This window comes from Aureibaculum sp. 2308TA14-22 (assembly GCF_040538665.1).
Taxonomy (GTDB): domain Bacteria; phylum Bacteroidota; class Bacteroidia; order Flavobacteriales; family Flavobacteriaceae; genus Aureibaculum.
In genome coordinates this window covers 3092339-3110960 of sequence record NZ_JBEWXT010000001.1, presented here as the reverse complement: position 1 = coordinate 3110960, position 18622 = coordinate 3092339, and the positions used below count along the sequence as shown (strand labels likewise).

The 18622-nt window shown below is 34.7% G+C and carries 14 protein-coding genes; 12 read left to right on the top strand and 2 right to left on the bottom strand.

All coding sequences use genetic code 11. From position 1 onward, the window contains the following. The first annotated feature begins 45 nt into the window (after positions 1–45). From U5A88_RS13915 to U5A88_RS13890, 6 genes are all read left to right on the top strand, one after another. Complete coding sequence (locus tag U5A88_RS13915; protein WP_354207415.1) at positions 46–1452, top strand: glycogen synthase; 1407 nt, start codon at positions 46–48, stop codon at positions 1450–1452. A 2-nt stretch (positions 1453–1454) separates the two neighbouring features. Next, positions 1455–2723: a glucose-1-phosphate adenylyltransferase gene (locus U5A88_RS13910; RefSeq protein WP_354207413.1), complete on the top strand. Its 1269-nt coding sequence runs from the start codon at positions 1455–1457 to the stop codon at positions 2721–2723. 52 nt (positions 2724–2775) lie between these two features. Next, positions 2776–4683: a 1,4-alpha-glucan branching protein GlgB gene (gene glgB / locus U5A88_RS13905; RefSeq protein ID WP_354207411.1), complete on the top strand. Its 1908-nt coding sequence runs from the start codon at positions 2776–2778 to the stop codon at positions 4681–4683. A gap of 163 nt (positions 4684–4846) precedes the next feature. Next, positions 4847–7249, top strand: a complete 2403-nt coding sequence (locus U5A88_RS13900; RefSeq protein WP_354207410.1) for a glycoside hydrolase family 31 protein — start codon at positions 4847–4849, stop codon at positions 7247–7249. Positions 7250–7328: 79 nt separating this feature from the next. Beyond that, positions 7329–8384 carry an NAD(P)/FAD-dependent oxidoreductase gene (locus U5A88_RS13895; RefSeq protein WP_354207408.1) on the top strand — a complete coding sequence of 352 codons (1056 nt, stop codon included), beginning with the start codon at positions 7329–7331 and terminating at the stop codon, positions 8382–8384. Positions 8385–8464: 80 nt separating this feature from the next. Then, complete coding sequence (locus tag U5A88_RS13890; RefSeq protein WP_354207406.1) at positions 8465–8815, top strand: 2Fe-2S iron-sulfur cluster-binding protein; 351 nt, start codon at positions 8465–8467, stop codon at positions 8813–8815. A gap of 9 nt (positions 8816–8824) precedes the next feature. Here U5A88_RS13890 and U5A88_RS13885 read toward each other — a convergent pair whose 3' ends face one another. Next, positions 8825–10648, bottom strand: a complete 1824-nt coding sequence (locus tag U5A88_RS13885; RefSeq protein WP_354207404.1) for a cation:proton antiporter — start codon at positions 10646–10648, stop codon at positions 8825–8827. 141 nt (positions 10649–10789) lie between these two features. Here U5A88_RS13885 and U5A88_RS13880 point away from each other — a divergent pair, with 141 nt between their 5' ends. From U5A88_RS13880 to U5A88_RS13865, 4 genes are read left to right on the top strand one after another with little or no spacing between them, the layout of a single operon-like run. Continuing rightward, a complete protein-coding gene (locus U5A88_RS13880) occupies positions 10790–13045 on the top strand; it encodes a SulP family inorganic anion transporter (RefSeq protein WP_354207402.1) in 2256 nt (751 codons plus the stop codon). Between the two features lie 44 nt (positions 13046–13089). Further along, the gene (locus U5A88_RS13875; RefSeq protein WP_354207400.1) at positions 13090–13884 is read left to right on the top strand and encodes a hypothetical protein; all 795 of its coding nucleotides are present in this window, start codon (positions 13090–13092) and stop codon (positions 13882–13884) included. Between the two features lie 40 nt (positions 13885–13924). Next, positions 13925–14539 carry a deoxynucleoside kinase gene (locus U5A88_RS13870; RefSeq protein WP_354207399.1) on the top strand — a complete coding sequence of 205 codons (615 nt, stop codon included), beginning with the start codon at positions 13925–13927 and terminating at the stop codon, positions 14537–14539. A 24-nt stretch (positions 14540–14563) separates the two neighbouring features. Next, positions 14564–14809 carry a hypothetical protein gene (locus U5A88_RS13865; RefSeq protein WP_354207397.1) on the top strand — a complete coding sequence of 82 codons (246 nt, stop codon included), beginning with the start codon at positions 14564–14566 and terminating at the stop codon, positions 14807–14809. Positions 14810–14859: 50 nt separating this feature from the next. Here the strand turns inward: U5A88_RS13865 and U5A88_RS13860 are convergent, their stop codons facing one another. Beyond that, positions 14860–15309, bottom strand: coding sequence for a nucleoside deaminase (locus U5A88_RS13860; RefSeq protein WP_354207395.1), 450 nt, complete (start codon positions 15307–15309; stop codon positions 14860–14862). A 78-nt stretch (positions 15310–15387) separates the two neighbouring features. On the opposite strand from U5A88_RS13860, the gene U5A88_RS13855 reads away from it, so the two are divergent. Then, the gene (locus tag U5A88_RS13855; protein WP_354207394.1) at positions 15388–17163 is read left to right on the top strand and encodes a 1-deoxy-D-xylulose-5-phosphate synthase; all 1776 of its coding nucleotides are present in this window, start codon (positions 15388–15390) and stop codon (positions 17161–17163) included. Between the two features lie 47 nt (positions 17164–17210). Then, entirely contained in the window at positions 17211–18590 is a 1380-nt protein-coding gene (locus tag U5A88_RS13850) for a DUF3078 domain-containing protein (protein ID WP_354207392.1), read from the top strand. The last annotated feature ends 32 nt before the right edge of the window (positions 18591–18622 follow it).

Below are 18622 nucleotides of genomic sequence, written 5' to 3'. Positions count from 1 at the left end.
TTATAAAAACATTTTGTAAATTTAATTTTCTCAAACCTTACCTAAATGAATATTTTACATGTCAGTGCGGAGTGTTACCCTATTGCCAAGGTTGGCGGTTTGGCAGATGTAGTTGGTTCATTGCCTAAGTATCAAAATAAACTGGGTGTAACCAGTGAGGCAATTATGCCTTTCTATGATAATGCTTTTACGCAATCACATACTTTTAACACAATAGCTAGCTCTAAAGTAAAGTTAGGGGTTTTTGACCTTGACGTCAACATATTGACCTTGGAGGACAATGATTTAGGCTACGACCTTTATTTTGTAGATATTCCTACCTTATTATATAAAAACTACGTGTATTCTTCAGAAGATACGGAACGTTTTTTAGCATTTCAGATAGCTGTATTAGATTGGGTTATGCTAAGAAAGAAAAAGCCAAATGTGGTGCATTGCCACGATCATCATACAGGGCTAATCCCTTTTATGATGGGACAATCGTATAAATACCAGCAACTTAATAGTATTCCAACTATTGTTACTATTCATAATGCCCAATACCAAGGATGGTTTTCGCATGATAAGGTATATATGATCCCCGAATTTGATTTTGATCAAGTAGGTTTGATTGATTGGGACCAAATGATAAACCCCTTGGCTGCTGCCATTAAAAGTGCATGGAAAGTGACTACGGTATCACCAAGTTACATGGAAGAACTAAAAAACAATGCCAACGGACTGGAGAATCTTCTTAATCATGAAAGCGGCAAGTGTGTAGGTATTTTAAATGGAATAGATGCCAATGTGTGGAATCCGCGTACGGACAGTTATATTGTAAAAAAGTACACGCAAAAAACAGTTAATGGCGGAAGAAAAGTCAATAAGGAGTTTCTCTGTAAAGAGTTTGGGCTAGACCCGAAGAAACCCTTATTTTCATTTATAGGTAGATTAGTAGGAGAGAAAGGAGCTGATCTTTTTCCGCAAATTTTTGATGCTGCCCTAACTCATTTGGACATTAATATTTTATTGTTAGGCTCAGGGCAAAAAGATATTGAGAATGCCCTACAAGTACTTACTTATAAGCATAAGGACAATTACAATGCCTACATCGGCTACGACGAAAAACTGGCACATATTATCTACGCTGGTGCAGATTTTCTGTTGATGCCATCGCGGGTAGAACCCTGTGGCCTCAACCAGATGTACGCTCTGCGTTACGGCACCATACCAATAGTAAATAGTATTGGTGGACTAAAAGATACGGTTATTGATGTTGAAAGCGGCGGATTTGGTTTTGTGCACCACCAACTTTCGGTCGAAGAAGTGGTAAATACAATGCAAAGAGCAACGCTATTGTACAAAGATTTGAAAAAGTTCAAAAAAATCCGTAATTTAATCATGGAAATTGACCATTCGTGGGATTCTTCGGCACAAGCGTATATTAATTTATATAAATCTTTAAAAAAATAATTATGAATATTACCAATGATGTATTATCTATTATATTAGGAGGAGGGCAAGGATCAAGACTTTACCCATTAACAGAATCAAGATCTAAACCGGCTGTACCTATTGCTGGTAAATATAGGTTGGTTGATATTCCTATCTCTAATTGTATTAATAGTGATATTAAAAGGATTTATGTATTAACACAGTTTAATTCTGCATCATTAAACAGGCATATTAAAAATACGTATCACTTTAGTTTTTTCAGCTCTGCTTTTGTAGATGTTTTAGCTGCTGAACAGACAATTCATAGTCAGTCTTGGTTTCAGGGGACGGCTGATGCTGTAAGGCAAAGTATGCATCATTTTTTACGTCACGATTTTAAATATGCTCTAATTTTATCTGGAGATCAATTATATCAAATGGATTATGATTTGATGTTGCAAGAACATATTAAAAAAGATGCTGAAATATCTATTGCCACTATTCCAGTTAATGCTAAAGACGCAACTTCATTCGGTATTTTAAAAGCAGATGAGGACAATGTGATAACTTCTTTCGTTGAAAAGCCTGATGCTGAGTTATTACCAGATTGGACATCTGAAGTTAGTAAAGACATGAAAAAAGAAGGTAGAAATTACTTAGCTTCAATGGGTATTTATATTTTTAACAGACAGCTGTTAATTGATTTAATGAGCAATCCAGATACTAATGATTTTGGTAAAGAAATTATTCCGCATGCTATAAAAGATCACAAAACGCTGAGTTATCAGTTTGAAGGATATTGGACTGATATTGGTAATATAGATTCTTTCTTTGAAGCCAACTTGGGCTTAACCGATAATATTCCGAAGTTCAATCTTTATGATAAGGATCAAAGAGTTTATACCAGAGCAAGAATATTACCAACCTCAAAAGTATCAGGAACGGTTTTAGATAAAGCTGTAATTGCGGAAGGTTGTATAGTCCAAGCAGCAAAAATTGAAACCTCAGTTATTGGTATTAGATCAAGAATAGGAAAAGAATCAACTGTAATTAACACCTACATGATGGGATGTGATTATTACGAATCTTTGGAAGAAATAAACAGAAAGAAAACACCGATTTTAATGGGAATTGGAGAAAGATGTTTTATAAAAAATGCCATCATTGATAAAAATTGTAGAATTGGTGATGATGTAAGAATTAATGGAGGGAAACATTTAAAAGATAAAGAAACTGATGATTATGTAATTAAAGACGGTATTGTAGTTATTAAAAAGAACGCTATAATTCCCAAAGGATATGTTATTTAATGCTTAAACTGTTTATTTCACTATTGTTTTATATTACCCCGTACCATAATTTATGACCAAAGTTACAACTTATAGCCTATTTACTGATTTTGACATTGACCTTTTCAAATCAGGCAAACATTTTAAACTGTACGAAAAATTCGGTTCGCATATCACCACAGTAGATGGTATCAAAGGCACCTATTTTGCCGTTTGGGCACCTTCGGCAAAACTGGTTTCCGTCATTGGTGATTTTAACCACTGGTCAGCACACAACCATCCATTAAATGTGCGTTGGGACGCCTCTGGAATCTGGGAAGGTTTTATTCCCGATGTAGGGAAAGGCAGTTTGTATAAATACAAAATCCATAGCAACCATAACGACGTAATTACCGAAAAAGCAGATCCATATGCGAGACGGTGCGAACATCCGCCTAAAACGGCCTCCATTGTCTGGGATATTGATGATTATAAATGGAAGGACAAAAAATGGATGGGCTATAGAAAGGATAAAAACGGACTGGATAAACCCTATTCCGTTTACGAAGTACATCTGGATTCATGGATGAAAACCGATGCCAATGAGCGATTGACCTATAAGCAATTGGCAAAAAAATTGGTCCAGTACGTTAAGGAAATGAACTTTACCCATATTGAGTTGATGCCCATTATGGAATACCCCTATGATCCTTCTTGGGGTTATCAGTTAACAGGCTACTTTGCTCCTACTTCACGTTTTGGAACACCTCAAGATTTTATGTATTTGGTAGATCAGTTTCACCAAAATGATATTGGTGTAATTTTAGATTGGGTGCCGTCACATTTTCCGTCGGACGATCACGGATTGGGCTTTTTTGATGGTTCGCATTTATATGAACATCCCGACCGCAGGAAAGGCTATCATCAAGATTGGAAAAGCCTTATTTTTAATTATGACAGAAACGAAGTACGTTCTTTTCTGATTAGTAACGCCTTATTTTGGTTAGAAAAGTACAATATAGATTGCCTGCGTGTAGATGCCGTAGCGTCAATGCTATACTTGGATTATTCACGTGATGATGGTGAATGGGAACCAAATATTTATGGTGAAAGAGAAAATTTGGCCGCTGTTTCATTATTAAAAGAATTCAATCAGGCTGTTCAGGATAATTTTGAGGGTGTAATCACCATTGCCGAGGAATCTACTGCTTTTCCAGGTGTTACTCGTGCGGTTGAACATGACGGATTGGGATTCGGTATGAAATGGATGATGGGTTGGATGCATGATACCTTAGATTATTTTGGTAAAGACCCCATTTACAGACAGCATCATCAAAATGATATTACGTTCAGTTTGGCCTATGCTTTTTCGGAGCATTTTATGTTGCCTCTATCGCACGACGAAGTGGTGTATGGGAAAAGATCTATTTTAGGACGAATGCCTGGCGATGAATGGCAACGCTTTGCCAATTTGAGATTGCTTTACGGCTATATGTTTACACATCCAGGTACTAATCTGGTTTTTATGGGTGGTGAGTTTGGGCAATACGATGAATGGAATTTTAAAACCAGCTTACAATGGAACTTGTTGGAATTTGAACTGCACAAGAATACACAAACATTTTTTAAGGATCTCAATCAATTTTATCGTGATACACCAGCTTTATATGAAAAAGCGTTCAGTCACGAAGGTTTTGAATGGATAAGTTTAGATGATAGCAAAAATTCCATTTTAGCCTACATCCGAAAAGGACATGATAAAGAAAACGATAGAGTTGTGGTCTGTAACTTTACGCCCAAAACTATTGAAAAATATGATATTGGCTTACCACGAAAGGTCAAGATTAAAGAGATATTTAATAGCGACGCCAAAAAATATGGTGGTAGCGGACTTTCAAACACCCGACAAATTACTGCAAAAAAGAAAAAACTACATAATAAGCCTTATTCAGCAACGATTAAAATTCCACCATTAGGGGTAATTGTGTTTAAGATGATGTAAGGAAGTTTTATCTAATTTTTAAAACCTCAACGTATATTAAAACGTGTTGAGGTTTTTTATTTTTACCTTATTTACAATATTCCACTCTATTTTTTAGTTATTTGACAGGCCTTATAGTGGCAAAATTTAGTACTTTTGCCAACTGTTTTACAATACCCAATTTATGATTACAAATACGGAACTAGAAATTAAAGGGAATCAGTTTCCATCAAATATAATCGCATACGAAAAAAATGTAGATACCTTTCATTTTTTTACAGCCAATGGTGTAACTCTCCAGGTAACGGTAATCCGTGATAGCGTTATTCGTTTTAGATATACCACTACTGGCGTTTTTGACAAGGACTTTTCTTATGCCATAACCAAGTATGCCAACAAAGGATATGACATTCTAGACATTGAGGAAACCAAAACGGAATATCGTATTACAACCGAAAAATTAATATGCTGCATCAACAAAGCCGATGCAAAAGTTGCTCTGTACGATGCCAACGACAAGGCACTTATCAATAAAGACGAAATCGGTTTCCATTGGGAAGAAAGCTATCAACACGGTGGTAACATTGTGAAAATGAGCAAGGTATCTGTAAAGGGCGAAAGCTACTATGGCTTGGGCGATAAACCTACGCATCTGAATCTTAAGGGTAAGCGTTTTCAAAATTGGGTAACCGATTCGTACGCTTATGGAAAGGATACTGACCCTATATACAAGGCTATCCCGTTTTTTACAGGACTGAGCAACGGAAAATCCTACGGTATTTTCTTTGACAACACCTTTAGATCTTATTTTGATTTTGCTCAAGAACGTAAAGATGTAATGAGCTTTTGGGCTCAAGGTGGCGAGATGAACTACTATTTCATCTATGGTCCTGAAATGAATGATGTTATTGCCAATTATACCGATCTTACGGGTAAGCCGCACCAAATGCCACCTATGTGGTCTTTGGGTTTTCATCAATGTAAATGGAGCTACTACCCTGAAAGTAAGGTAAAAGAGGTAACCTCTACGTTTAGAAAACTACAAATTCCCTGTGATGCTATTTACTTAGATATCGATTATATGGAAGGATTTAGATGTTTTACTTGGAACAAGGAGTATTTCCCAGATCCGAAGCGGATGGTAAAAGAACTCTCGGATGATGGATTCAAAACCGTGGCAATTATAGATCCGGGCATTAAAATAGATATGGAGTACGATGTCTTTAAGGAAGGTCTGGAGAACGATTATTTCTGTAAACGTGCCGATGGGCCTTATATGAAAGGTAAAGTGTGGCCTGGGCAATGTTATTTTCCGGATTATACCAATCCCGAGGTTAGGGAATGGTGGTCAGGCTTGTTCAAAGAGCTGATTGAGGATATTGGTGTACGAGGTGTTTGGAACGATATGAACGAACCCGCTGTAATGGAAGTACCTAACAAGACCTTTCCAGACGATGTACGTCACGATTATGACGGTAATCCTTGTAGCCACCGCAAAGCACACAACATTTACGGAATGCAAATGGCACGTGCCACGTATAAAGGCTTAAAAAAGTTTGCCTACCCAAAAAGGCCGTTCGTTATTACCCGATCTGCGTATTCTGGTACTCAACGCTATACAAGTTCTTGGACAGGGGATAATGTAGCTACTTGGGAACATCTTTGGATAGCTAATATACAAGCCCAACGTATGTCTATGTCCGGATTTTCCTTTGCAGGAAGCGATATCGGTGGGTTTGCTGAACAGCCTGATGGTGAATTGTTTGCAAGATGGATTCAACTAGGTATTTTTCACCCGTTTTGCCGTGTACATTCCTCAGGAGATCATGGTGACCAAGAACCTTGGGCCTTTGGTGACGAGGTAACGGATATCGTAAGAAAATTCATAGAAATGCGATATCAGTTGTTACCATACCTTTATACTGCCTTTTGGAAGTATTACTCAGACGGAACGCCTATCTTAAAGTCATTGGTAATGTTTGATCAAGCGGATATTCAAACGCATTTTAGAACCGATGAATTTATCTTTGGTGATAAAATGCTGGTCTGTCCCATCCTCGAGCCTAACTCCAAAGGGAGAAGAATGTACATCCCTAAAGGCGATTGGTACAATTTTTGGAACGATGAACTGATTACCGGAGGCAAAGAACTTTGGGTAAACAGTGATATGGACACCATGCCAATATTTATAAAAGCTGGGGCTATCATCCCTAAGTATCCTATACAACAGTACGTAGATGAAAAGCAGATGGATCAGATTAAATTAGACCTGTACTATAAATTAGGTAAAGAAAAATCTTTCTTGTTTGATGATTCGCATGATGGAAATGATTATAGAAAAGGAAAGTATAGTTTTAGAACATTTAAACTAAGTGGTAAAGAAAAACAACTGATTCTTCAACAGCACAAATCGGGTAGATTTGATGCCGAGTACAAAACGTTTAAGATTCATTTGCACGGATTACCGTTCAAAATTTCAAAAATAGAGGTAGATAATGAAGAAATAGACCTGAAAAAAGTAAAACCGAACGGTGACAATATACTTAAAGTCGATAAAGACTTTAATGAATTGCATATAATTGGTTAAAAGCACAAGGATTTAATGTGATAATTATTACATTTCTATATAAATTTAGTTTCTATTTTTGCATAAAATCAAAAATATAATGATTAAAACGGATATACTTATAATTGGTGCAGGTCCTGTAGGGCTTTTTACGGTATTTGAGGCGGGATTATTGAAGTTACGCTGTCATTTGATTGATGCTCTGCCCATTCCCGGTGGACAATTGGCCGAAATTTATCCCAAAAAACCGATTTACGATATTCCTGGTTATCCGTCCGTTTTGGCAGGAGAACTCATTACGAATTTGGAAGAGCAAATTGCACCGTTTCAACCTACATATACCTTAGGCGAACGTGCAGAAACAATAAAAAAATTAGATGATGGTAGTTTTGTGGTTACTACTAATAAAGGTACTGAACACCACGCTCCAGTTGTTGCCATTGCTGGAGGCTTAGGCTCGTTTGAACCCAGAAAACCACCTATTAAGGAAATTGTGGATTACGAAGACAAAGGTGTTGAGTATATTATTAGAGAACCGAATTTCTACAAAGACAAAAAAATAATTATTGCCGGGGGAGGAGATTCTGCCTTGGACTGGTCTATTTTTTTGACCAGTATTGCCAAAGAAGTAACCTTGGTTCATCGAAGAACGGAATTTAGAGGTGCTTTGGACTCGGTAGAGAAAGTAAAGGAACTGGTAAAGAAGGGAAAGATAAACTTATTGACAGAATCGGAAGTTGTTGAAATACACGGACAGGACAAAGTAGAATCCGTTACAATAAAGCATACCCAAGAAGGTAACAAAACCCTTGAAGTAGACCATTTTATTCCACTTTTTGGGCTATCACCAAAATTGGGACCAATTGCCAATTGGGGGCTGGAAATAGAGAAAAATGCCATAGTTGTTGATAACGCTACTGATTATAGCACCAATATTCCAGGTATTTTTGCCATTGGTGATGTAAATACCTATCCTGGAAAGCTGAAATTGATTCTTTGCGGATTTCATGAGGCTACGATTATGGTGCAATCGGCTTACAAAATTATCAATCCTGATGCCAAAAAATTGGTTATGAAGTACACGACAGTTTCGGGTATTACAGGTTTTGATGGTGTAAAGAAAGAACAGCAAAAAGCGGTTACGACAAAGATTTAATAAACTTTGTCAGTTCAAGTGCTACGCCTTTTTGCGTGGTATATCGAGAACTAATTGAGCAATTAAGTTTTTCATTAAATATGAAAGAAAACACAATAAAAGTTACCATTACTGACCGTGAAGGTAAAACCCATAAACTGGATGCCCCTACGGATATGAATATGAACGTTATGGAACTGGTCAGGGCTTATGAACTTGCTCCCGAAGGAACTATTGGTATTTGTGGCGGTATGGCTATGTGTGCTTCTTGTCAATGTTATGTGGAAACACCGGAACTGGAACTGCCTGAGATGAGCATGGAAGAAGAAGATATGCTCGATCAAGCTTTTTATGTTAAAGAGAATAGTCGCTTGGGTTGTCAAATTTATTTAAAAGATGAATTGGATGGATTAAAAGTTGAATTGGCACCAGAATCTGAAATAAGTGAATAAATAAAAATATTATTTTTTAATTTCCTTACCTAGATACACTAGTTGTGAACCCTCTTCTATTTTAACATTCTTATTATATGCCGGTATAATCTCTAAAATACCTGTTTTGTTTTTGATAAAAATAGGAACAATATCATTGTCCTTTTCGGTAATTTCAATTAACTGATTATAATGCTCTTTAGAATCTAAATCAATCTCATGTATATTAGGATGATTACGAGCAACTTCATTTAATGAATAAAAATCATCGGTATGTGAGAATAACCCTTCTTTTGGATTGTTTTGAGCATCGTTCATTTCGGTAGTAGTTACTAATCTAAATGTTCCATTTTCACCAAAGGAATCTTTGAATTTATTAATTACGTACTTATTAATGTCAGAATTAGCGGTTAATGCCATTAGATAACCTACATCATTTAATTCTATATTATCGGTCAACGTATCAGAATAAACATTTGCATTCATAGTTTCTAAACCTAATTCTTTGGCATTATCAAGATTAGATTGATTACTATCAATTAGAACTATATGCCTTCCATTGTTCAATAAATACTGACCAATTAAGCGAGATATTTTCGATGCACCAACAATTACAATTCCTTCTGATTTTGTTAAAAACACACCTACAACTTTTGCAAACATCCTTGCTGTGGTGGCATTGAACAATACGGTACCTAATACAATCATAAATACCAAGGGCGTAATATATTCAGCCCCTTCCACACCATTTCTTAAAAGTTTGCTACCAAATAATGAGGCAATACCTGCAGCTACTATACCACGTGGCCCAACCCAACTTATAAATAACTTTTCATTAAATTTTAACTTGGAGCCAGTTGTACTTAAAAACACACCTAATGGCCTAATTAAAAACACTACAATTAGAAATAAAATTAGGGTGTTCCAGTTATAGAGCAGCATAAGGTCGTCAATATTCATGTTAGCTGCCAGCAAAATAAATAGTATTGAGATGAGCAGTACACTTAAAGATTCCTTAAAATATAACAGTTCTTTAATATTATCTAACTTATTGTTACCTAAAACCATTCCCATTACAACAACTGCTAATAACCCAGATTCATGTGCAAAAAGGTCGGACTCTACGTACACCAAAAGTACCGTTGAGAGTGAAACTACATTTAATAAATAATGAGGTATTAAGTTTTTATTAATAGCAAATGCTAGAGCATGGGCAAAAGTAAATCCAAAAGTAGTTCCGAAAAGTAGAATTTTGCCAAACTCTAACAATGCTGTTTTTGTAAAACCACTATCACCGCCTACACTGATGAATTCAAAAACCAATACAGCAACTAAAGCTCCTATAGGGTCAATTAAAATCCCTTCCCATTTTAATACTGTAGAAACGTCTTTTTTTAGTGGAATATTCCTTAGAATCGGTGTTATTACAGTAGGTCCAGTAACAATGATTAAGCCCGAAAACAAAAAACATAATTCCCAACTCAAGTTAAAGAGATAATGAGCCACAATGGCCGCCCCAAAAAAAGTTATAGCCGCTCCTAATGTAATTAATTTAGTAATTGCAGGACCCACGGATTTAATCTCGTTTCTTTTTAGTGTTAACCCACCCTCAAATAAAATAATACTGATGGCTAACGAAACAAAGTAGTACAAACCTTCACCTGGAAATAAACCTTTTTCACCATTCCAAATGGGTTCTATCCATTTTGTACCGTCATCTGACAAAAATTCTGCCGCAATTGGCCCAACTAATAGACCAATTAAAATTAAAGGTAAAATAGCAGGTATTTTAAATTTCCAAGCCACCCATTGTGCCAGTATACCTAAAATTATTATTCCTGCTAATTCAATCATTGGTTAATTTTTTGTGAAAATACTAAATAAAATAGTTTTAGCAATTATTTTTTAGGTAGAGAAAAGCATTTTGAGTCTGCTTAAAAAGAAGTATCTTTCACGTTTTGACTTAACCTTAAAATAATTAACCTTTTTAAATTAATGAATACGAGTAACATAGTTCCTTCAAAAGGGTTTAAAGGACTTAGAGAGAATTGGAGGAATGATGTTTCAGCAGCATTAACGGTATCATTAGTGGCATTACCTTTAGCATTAGGGATTGCAGTAGCATCTAATGTATCTCCAATGTCGGGTGTACTATCTTCAATTATTGCAGGAGTAGTTACTACCTTTTTTCGAGGAGGCAATTTAACAATTAATGGCCCCGGGGCGGGCTTAATTGCCGCTGTTTTAGGAGGTCTAGCTGTTTTAGATGGTAATATCAATTACGTTTTGGCGGCAATTGTGGTATCTGGAGCTATTCAAGCTTTATTGGGGTTCTTAAAAATGGGAAGGTTTGCAAAATTGTTACCATCTTCAGTATTACATGGTATTTTAGCGGCAATTGGAGTTATTATTTTTGCAAAACAAATTCATTTTGCTTTAGGAACCACCTCCGATGCTAAAAATATAATAGGTACGCTAACTGACGCTTTCCACAAAATTCCTGAAATAAACCCTTTTGTTTTTTCGATTGCATTAGTAGGTATTTTGGTACTCGTTTTTTATAAAAACATTAATAATAAATTTATTCGTGCAATACCAGCTCCGATGTGGGTTTTACTATTAGCATTACCGATAGTATTTGGGTTTGATTTTTTTACTGAACATAGCATACCCTTTTTAGGAAAAACATATACTGTGGGTCCCAATTTATTAATTGATATTCCTGATAATCCCTTAGACAGTATTATGCATCCCGATTTTGCAATGATAGGCACATTTGCTTTTTGGCTCACTGTTTCATCTATAACCACAATTGCGTCGGTGATTACCTTGGCAAGTGCTAGAGCGGTAGATAAATTAGATCCTTACAAGAGAACGACAAACCTTAACAAAGACTTAATAGGTGTAGGTTTAAGTACGATGGTATCAGGGGCATTGGGCGGACTTCCAATAATAAATGTAATTGTTCGTAGTACGGTTAATGTAAATAGTAATGCCAAAACTAAATGGTCTAATTTTTATCATGGCATTTTTCTCATACTTTTTGTGCTAATCTTAGCACCAGTTTTAAGAAGTGTACCCTTGGCGGCTCTAGCGGCAATCTTAGTGCATACAGGTTTTAAATTAGCCTCACCAAAAGTATTCAAGCACGCTTATGACCAGGGTGTTGAACAGTTGTTATTTCTATCTTCTACACTTATAATTACTTTATTTACCGACTTACTTTATGGAATTATCGGTGGTATTCTAGTTACATTAATTTTGCACATATTATTGGCTAAAGTTGGCTTTATATCATTCTTTAAAAAGATTTATAAATCAGGCTCAAAAGTTTACAAATTAGAAAATGGTTCTTATGATGTTAAGTTAAAAGGAGTAGCAAATTTTTTATATGCTCTGCAATTGGATAAATTGTTAGAAGAAATTCCTGAAGGATCAACTGTACGGATTGACATGGCTCAAACACGCCTCGTAGATCTTACAATAATGGAAAATTTAATTGATTTTAAGCGAATTCATGATAACAATGGTGGAGACGTTAAACTCATCGGGTTAGATAATCATGTTGCCTCTACGAGCCATAATAGAGCATTGAAAATTATAACAGGTCGTGTTAAAAAACGAATTACCAAACGTCAAATTCGTTTACAAAAAGTGGCTAATAGAAATGGTTGGTCTTTTCAGCGTGAAGTTGATTGGAACACTTCTTATCTTAGAAATTTTCATTTCTTCGATTCTCGCCCAATAGAAATGAAGAGTAATTCTTTACAGGGTTTAGATGTTGAGAATAATGCCCAATGGGAAATTGCTGATATTGTTTTTGACGAAGGAGCATTGCTAGCTTTGGAGGTATATCAAACTACAGTACAGATTGTTCGATTGCCTTCCCCAATTCCGAGATTTATAATTGATAAGGAAGGCCTTTTTGATAAAATTTTTGATCGGGTAAAAGTTTTTTCTGGTGCAAGAGGAGATATTAATTTTGTTAAGTACGCAGGTTTTTCGGGTAAATTTCAATTAAGCGGAGAAGATGAAGAGGCGATCAGAGCTTTTTTTACAGACGACCTTATAAGTTTCTTAGAACAAAACGAAACTCACCATATAGAAAGTAATGGAGAGGCTTTGATGATATTTAAATACCTTCATATTGCCCGTACTGATGAAGTACAGAATATGTTAACCTTTTCGCACAATTTATTGAAGCATATGAATTTAAAAAGGCATTTCCTAAAAATACCAATTAGAAAATAGATTAAAGAATAATTGAAAATTTATATTTATTACTTTTGTTATCTATGAAATATTTGATTTCTGGTTTTTTACTTTTTAATTTATTTTTTGTTTATGCACAAGAAATAGAAATAAAGTTCATGAATCAGTTTGAACTTACTGCAGATGAGTTTATAGGTGTTGATGAATTTGATAATATCTATTATATAAAGAACAATACATTCTATAAAAAGGATGATAAAAAGACTTTATCTTACAGCAATACCCAATTAGGCAAAATAACATCGATTGACATTAAAAACCCTTTAAAAATTATACTTTTTTATAACGATTTTAATACCGTTATTTTACTGGACAATAAGTTAAACGAATTATCAAATCGAATTGATTTTAACGAAGCTCTACTTTCTAAAAATATTTCATTGGTAGCAGGTTCATCCAATAATAATTTATGGATTTATAGTTTAGATGATAATACGCTACAAACCTATAATTATAATACTAAAAAAGTTACGTTTACCAGTCAGTCACTTTCATTCAGTACAGCAGATTTTAAGGCTAAAAAATTAGTGAGTTCCTATAAAAATTGTTGGCTAATTGGAAAAAATAGTATCCTACAATTTAATGAGTATGGTACTTCTTTGAACGAGATAGAGGTTTCTGATGTTATAGATGTTAAATTATTTAAGGAGAACCTTATTTATTTAAAAGATAATAATTTACACAGACTGAATAATGATAAAGTTACATCCATTGCATTAGAAAAAGAAATTTCTATCGAAAGTTTTTATATAAATAAGAATGAGATATATATCTTTGATGGTACAACTATTTTTGTGTTTTCATTCTTAAAAATTTAAGTATCTTTAAGCACTTTTTTATTAAACTAAAACCAACAGCATGCACGTTGCCATTGCAGGAAATATAGGAGCAGGAAAAACAACACTTACCAAATTATTAGCAAAACATTACAAATGGACACCACATTTTGAATCGGTAGAAGAGAATCCCTATTTAGATGATTTTTACTCTGAAATGGAAAGATGGTCTTTTAACTTGCAAATTTACTTTTTGAACAGCAGATTCAGTCAAATATTAGAAATTCACGAAAGTGGAAAAAATATTATTCAGGACAGAACTATTTACGAAGATGCCCATATTTTTGCCCCGAACTTGCACGCTATGGGCTTAATGACCAATCGCGACTTTACTAATTATTCCACACTGTTTCAATTGATGGAAAAATTAGTATCTCCACCAGATTTATTAATTTACTTACGAGCAAGCATTCAGACCTTAGTCGGACAGATTCATAATCGCGGTAGAGAATATGAAAACTCCATAAGCATTGATTATTTAAGTCGATTGAACGAACGTTATGAAGCTTGGATTAGCACATATACTAAAGGTAAATTATTGATCGTAGATATTGACAATTTAAATATTGTCGATAAACCTGAAGATTTAGGTGTTATTGTAGATAAAATTGATGCTCAACTGCACGGATTGTTTTAGATGTGGACTTGAAATTTTAGATTAATGAGGCTCCTTTTAAAAATTTTCTTTATTATTTTTCTGATGTCTATGATTATTGGTGGCTATTTAAAATACCAGAACCACCCAAAAGGAGAAGTAGTTATTGGATTATCCATTTTATTTTTATCTTTTATTTTAATGCCTTTATTTATTTTTTATCGTTTTAGAAATGGCAAGTATAAAAAATATGTATTAGATCCTAATAGTAAGAACCCTTTTAAGATTGATAAAGAAGATTTAAAGGAATAATAATACACTGAAATAATCCCGATAACAGCAAGAACAAAGTGAGGCTAGCGTCAATTCAAATTACGCTTTTCAATAAAAAACCGTTTAATTAGGTCGCTACATTCAGTTTCTAAGATGCCTCCAATTACTTTTGTTTTAGGATGCAGTTGTGTATTGTAATGTTCAAAACCGCGTTGCTCATCTTTTGCACCATACACTATTTTACCTATTTGAGTCCAATAGCTTGCACCCGCACACATTTGGCAAGGTTCTAAAGTAACATACAACGTACAATCTTTTAAATATTTTCCACCCAAATAATCAGCTGCGGCGGTAAAGGCCTGCATTTCGGCATGTGCAGTAACATCGTTTAGTGTTTCCGTTAAATTGTGTGCTCTTGCTATAATTTGGTTTTTAATTACAATAACCGCTCCAATAGGTACTTCGTTCTTATCAAAAGCAGTTTCGGCTTCTTGTAAAGCACGTTTCATAAAATACGTATCGTCAAAAGGATTGAGCATTGATTTAAATATTTTGGTAAAAATACAATTTCATATCGTAAATATTTTAATATCAAAAGCAACTCGTACATTTGTATTATGTCAAATGACTTGTTACAACATATTATAAACCCCAAAGATTTACGCAAATTGCCCAAAGAAGAACTACCTCAATTGGCAAAAGAGCTACGTGAGTTTATCATCAATATTGTAGCTACAAAAGAAGGGCATTTGGGAGCCAGCTTAGGTGTAACAGAGTTAACGATTGCCTTACATTATGTTTTTGATACACCAAACGATTTATTGGTTTGGGATGTCGGCCATCAGGCATACGGACATAAAATTTTAACAGGTAGAAAGGAAGTATTTGAAACCAACAGGCAATTAGGAGGCATTTCTGGCTTCCCTAAAAGAAGTGAAAGTGAATATGATGCTTTTGGTGTAGGCCATTCTTCTACATCTATTTCTGCAGTTTTGGGAATGGCAATCGCTTCTCAATTAAAAGGAGAAATAAGTAAACAACATATTGCGGTTATTGGTGATGCCAGTATTGCAAGTGGTATGGCGTTTGAAGCACTAAACCATGTCGGTGTTAGTAAAGCAAATATTTTAATTATTTTAAATGATAATGCAATGGGTATTGACCCAAGTGTTGGTGCTTTAAAAAATTATTTGACCAATATTAAAAACAACAAAAGAGATAGAAAACACAATATTATTGAAGCTTTTAATATCGACTATTCAGGCCCAATTGACGGTCATAACTTACCTAAATTATTGTCAGAACTAGAGCGTTTAAAAACCGTAAAAGGCCCTAAGTTTTTACATATAATCACTACCAAAGGGAAAGGTTTACAACAAGCGGAAGAAAACCAAGTAAAATACCATGCTCCTGGAAAATTCGATGCTAAAACTGGAGAACTAGTTGCCAAAACGGACTTAAAAGAACTTCCAAAATATCAAGATGTTTTTGGATTGACTTTAGTTGAATTAGCCAAAAAGAATGAGAAAATAGTAGGTATAACACCAGCGATGCCAACAGGGAGTTCACTTAAATTTATGTTAGATGAAATTCCCGAAAGGGCTTTTGATGTTGGTATTGCTGAACAGCATGCGGTAACCTTAGCGGCTGGTATGGCAACACAAGGGTTAATACCTTTTTGTAATATTTACTCCACATTTTTACAACGTGCTTACGATCAGGTAATACACGATGTTGCTTTGCAAAAATTGCCAGTTATTTTTTGTTTAGATAGAGCTGGGTTGGTTGGTGAGGATGGTGCTACCCATCATGGAGTTTTTGATTTGGCATATTTACGTTGTATCCCTAATTTAATAGTATTTGCTCCTTTAAACGAACTAGAATTAAGAAACATTATGTTTACTGCACAATTGGGTCTTGATGCCCCGATTGCCATCAGATACCCAAGAGGAAGAGGCACGATGTTAGATTGGAAACAACCATTTTCCAAATTAGAAATCGGTAAGGGACAAATACTAAAAGAAGGTTCTAAAATTGCTGTGTTGAGCATTGGAACTATCGGGAATAGGGTTATAGAGGCATATACTCATATTCCCAATAAAGATGAAATTGCCTATTATAATATGCGTTTTGTAAAGCCATTGGACGAGAAGCTACTGCATACTATTCTTAAAAAATTCGATACCATTATTACTGTTGAGGACGGTACGATTGTAGGTGGTTTTGGGACTGCAATATTAGAATTTGCTCAACAACAAGGATATAAAAATAAAAACATTGAAATTCTGGGCATTCCTGATAAATTTATTGAGCATGGTAAAACAGAAGAATTATTTAACAGTATCGGCTTGACTGTGGCAACTATAAAAAAAGCACTATATTTGCGGACTTAATTTTCATTCAACTAAACCAAATAATTTTATCATATAAAATTAGAACAGTGAAAAATAAGGTTATCTTCTCAATAATTGTATTTCTCTTCGCTACAAGTGCTTTCGCTCAAACAATTGATAGTACAAAGGTTAATGTAATAGAAACCATTAGCAACACCGATTCTTTGCGAAACTCTGGTACTGTAAAAAAAGTACTAGACATGTTTATGTCTGACACCATAAGCCCCGTAAAACCTAGAGATACCATAAAAAGATTTCAGCTAAACGATACATTAGATGTTGTTATTCAATTGGATTCAGTAGGTAATTATATAAAAATAGATTCGGTTAGAAGGTTAACAAAAATGGATTCATTAAAGATTAAAATGGAATCGCTACTGAAGCCATTTTATACCATAGAATATGATTCATTAAGTAATGAATATACCTTTAGTGAACGTTATAGAATGACCATAAACGAACTTACCAGCGATACTACTTACATTCCCCTACCCAAAGAGAAAAGTTATATTGCTCCAATAAAAAACTTAGTAATTGACACATTAAAGGTTATAAATCCAATAAAAATAGCAGAAATTGACACTACCAAATATGCAGATGAACCCGTTTGGTGGGAGAGGCGTAACAGTATTGGTTTAGATTTAAATGAAGCTGCCTTTGTCAATTGGAATGCAGGTGGTAACAATTCGGTTTCTGGACTACTCAAGGTTGATTTGGTTAGACTTTATAAAAAAGTACACTTACTTTGGAACAATGAATTGTACATGCGTTACGGGCTTAACTCACAAGAAGATAGAGAATTAAGAAAAACTGAAGATAGATTTGAGTTTAAATCTATTTTTGGATATAGAAGAGACACGGTTTCCAATTGGTTTTATTCCATGAAATTTAACTTTAAAACACAATTCACCAACGGATATAAATATCCTAATACCGATAATCCTATTTCTAGAATGTTTGCCCCTGCATATGTGTTTTTGGGAGCAGGATCGCATTATGAGATCAAGCAGCAAAAATTCTCGCTATACTTATCGCCTATAACTTTAAAATCTACTTTGGTTTTCGATAAAGACTTATCTGATAGCGGAGCTTTTGGTGTTACTCCTGGGCAACGATCAAGAAATGAGTTTGGGTTTTTAGTTGAAAGTTTATGGAACAAAGAGATTGTTAAAAATGTGTTGATGACCAATAAATTGAGCTTATACTCCGATTATTTGAATAAGTTTGGGAATATTGATGTTGATTGGGAGCTTAACTTTGCGTTAAGAATCAACAAATACATGAGGGCTAGTATTGGCGGTCATTTAATTTATGATGATGATGTAAAATATAAAGAAGATATAAATAATGACGGTACACTAGAAACGTTGGGTGCCAGAGTGCAACTTAAACAGTTTTTAGGCATTGGTGTTATGTATAGGTTTTAAGGAAGCCCTTCCCTGAAGGAGCGAGGATTAAT